Below are 2,679 nucleotides of genomic sequence, written 5' to 3' on the forward strand. Positions count from 1 at the left end.
GCAGGGTTCGGCGTCGCGGCGCGGCTGCGCACCCTCGAGGGCCGCCTGGCCGGCGCGACGCTGTTCGGCGGATCCATCCTTCTGTTCCACGCGCTCGCCTCCGGCGCGGTCCGCTTCGCGCCCAATGCGCGCGTCCGCGTTCCCGGCTCCGCGGTCGGCGCCGACGAGCTGCTGTTGCTCCTGGCGGTCGTGGCCGGCCTGACGATCGCCGGGGTGATCGGCGCGGCGATGCTCGCCGGCCGATCCGGCGACCACCCTCAGAGTTCCCGCGACCGCGCTTTCGCAGACCTCACCCGCGAGGGCATCGTCATCTGCGAAGACCTGAAGATCGTCGACATCAACGCCGCCGCGGCGCGTCTCGCGGGGCTCGACCCCACGGTGATGCGCGGCAGGGCGTTCCGCGATTTCCTGGAAGTTCCCGATCCCGACCGTATCCTGTCAGCATCGCTGGCGAAGCCCCAGGAGGCCGGTCTCAAGGCGACGGGCGGCGAGTCCGCCTGGGTCGAGATCTCGAGCCGCGATCTCATGATCGATGGTCGGCAGAGGCGGGTCTTCACGCTCCGCGACCTGAGCGATCAGCGGCGCAAGGAGCACCAGATCCGGCATCTGGCCTATCACGACCCGCTGACAGGCCTCGCCAACCGCGCCGCCTTTAATGAGGCTCTGACCACCAGCCTGAAGCGGGGCGGAGAGGTGGCGCTGTTCTGCGTCGACCTCGACAAGTTCAAGGAAGTGAACGACGTGTTTGGCCATTCGGCCGGCGACGAGGTGCTGCGCACGGCCGCCCGGCGGATCGTCGCCGGCGCGCCCGACGCGATGGTGTTCCGGCTGGGCGGCGACGAGTTCGTCGTCATTGGCACCGGCCCTGACGCCGGCGACGCCGACAAGCTCGCGGCCCGCCTGACCGAGCGGCTGAACACCGAAACCGTGGTGGCGGGGCGCACCCTGCGCTGCGGCGCGAGCGTCGGCTTCGCGATCTACCCGCATCATGGCGCGACCGCCGATGCGCTGTTCGCCAACGCGGACGCAGCCCTCTATCGGGCGAAGGCCGACGGGCGCGGCCTCTCGCGCGGCTTCGAGCCGGAGATGGACCTCGCCCTGCGGGAGCGCCGGGCCCTCCAGCAGGACCTCGCGACGGCCATCACGCGCAACGAGATGTTCCTGCACTGGATGCCGCAGGCGAACACCAAGACCGGCGAGATCGTCGGCTTCGAGGCGCTCATCCGCTGGAAGCATCCGACCCGCGGCGTGGTGCCTCCGGTCGAGTTCATCCCCGTGGCCGAAGAGACCGCGGCGATCGTGCCGATCGGCGAATGGGTGCTGAGGACCGCCTGCCGGGAGGCCGCGCGCTGGGTGCGGCCCGGAAAGGTCGCGGTCAACCTGTCGCCGGTCCAGTTCCAGCATGGCGACATCGTCGCGCTGGTTCATTCAATCCTGGTCGAGACCGGCCTGCCGGCGACCCGCCTGGAGCTCGAGATCACCGAGGGCGTGCTGCTCGACAACCTGACCGGGGCGCTGCAGACGCTGCGGCGGTTGAAGGCGCTCGGCGTGCAGATCGCGATGGACGATTTCGGGACCGGCTATTCCTCGCTGTCCTACCTGCAGGCCTTCCCGTTCGACCGCATCAAGATCGACGCCTCGTTCATCCGCACCCTGTCGACGAGCCCGCAGGCCAAGGCGATCGTCCGCGCCGTGGTGGCGCTCGGCGCGAGCCTCGACATGCCGATCACGGCCGAGGGCGTGGAGACCGTCGAACAGCGCGCCTTCCTGGCGGAGCTCAACTGCGAGGAGATCCAGGGCTACCTGATCGGGCGGCCGAGCCCGGTCGTGTCGTTCGAGTCACCGTTCGCCAAGCAGCGGATGCGCGCCGCCGGCTGAGGCTCTGCTCCGCCCCTAGACGTGTTGGCCGCCATTGATGTGGATCTCTGCGCCGGTGACGTAGGACGACATGTCCGTGCAGAGGAAGTAGATCGTCTTCGCGACCTCGTCGGGCGTGCCCAGGCGCCGCAGCGGGATCTGGTTGACCATCTTGTCGGTGCCCGGCGAGAGGATCGCCGTGTCGATCTCGCCGGGCGCGATGGCGTTGACGCGGACCCCGAGCGGTCCGAAATCGGCCGCCATCTCGCGGGTCAGGGCGTTCAGCGCCGCCTTCGAGGTCGCGTAGGCCGCGCCCGCGAAGGGATGCACCCGCCCGCCGGCGATCGAGGTCACGTTGACGATCGAGCCGCGGGCGGCGGTGAGTTCGTCGGCCAGACCGCGCGCCAGCATGATCGGCGCGAAGAAATTCACCTGGAACACCGTCTTCCAGTCGTCGAGCGCGGTGTCGATCGCGTTCAGCCGCGAACCGCCGGCGCCCTTCGGCGAGATGCCGGCGTTGTTGACGAGCGCATGGAGGGCGCCGCCCTCCAGCCGCTCCCGCACCTCGGCGATCGCCGCCACCGTACTGTCGACGTCGGCGAGGTCGACCTGGATGTGGTCCTCCGGTCCGGCGCCCCAAGGGCACTCCTCCGGGAAGGCGTGGCGCGAGCAGGTGATGACGCGCCAGCCGACCGCCGAGAACCGCTTGACGGTGGCGTGCCCGATGCCGCGGCTGGCGCCGGTCAGCAGCAGGGGGGTTCACTTCAACTCCATCGAAGCGCGTTCTGAGCCACAGCCGGCAAGGCCCGACCGTCGTTCGCC

At 70.0% G+C, this 2,679-nt stretch carries 2 protein-coding genes; one reads left to right on the top strand and one right to left on the bottom strand.

Annotated features, from left to right (window positions below):
- Nucleotides 1-1,878 (top strand): putative bifunctional diguanylate cyclase/phosphodiesterase (locus tag ACIKT0_RS16610; RefSeq protein WP_407106490.1); only part of this gene is annotated, 1,878 nt, incomplete at its 5' end.
- A gap of 15 nt (nucleotides 1,879-1,893) precedes the next feature.
- Here ACIKT0_RS16610 and ACIKT0_RS16615 read toward each other — a convergent pair.
- A complete protein-coding gene (locus tag ACIKT0_RS16615; RefSeq protein ID WP_407106491.1) occupies nucleotides 1,894-2,610 on the bottom strand; it encodes an SDR family NAD(P)-dependent oxidoreductase in 717 nt (238 codons plus the stop codon).
- Nucleotides 2,611-2,679 lie beyond the last annotated feature (69 nt).

The organism is Hansschlegelia beijingensis, assembly GCF_045505405.1.
GTDB lineage: Bacteria > Pseudomonadota > Alphaproteobacteria > Rhizobiales > Methylopilaceae > Methylopila > Methylopila beijingensis_A.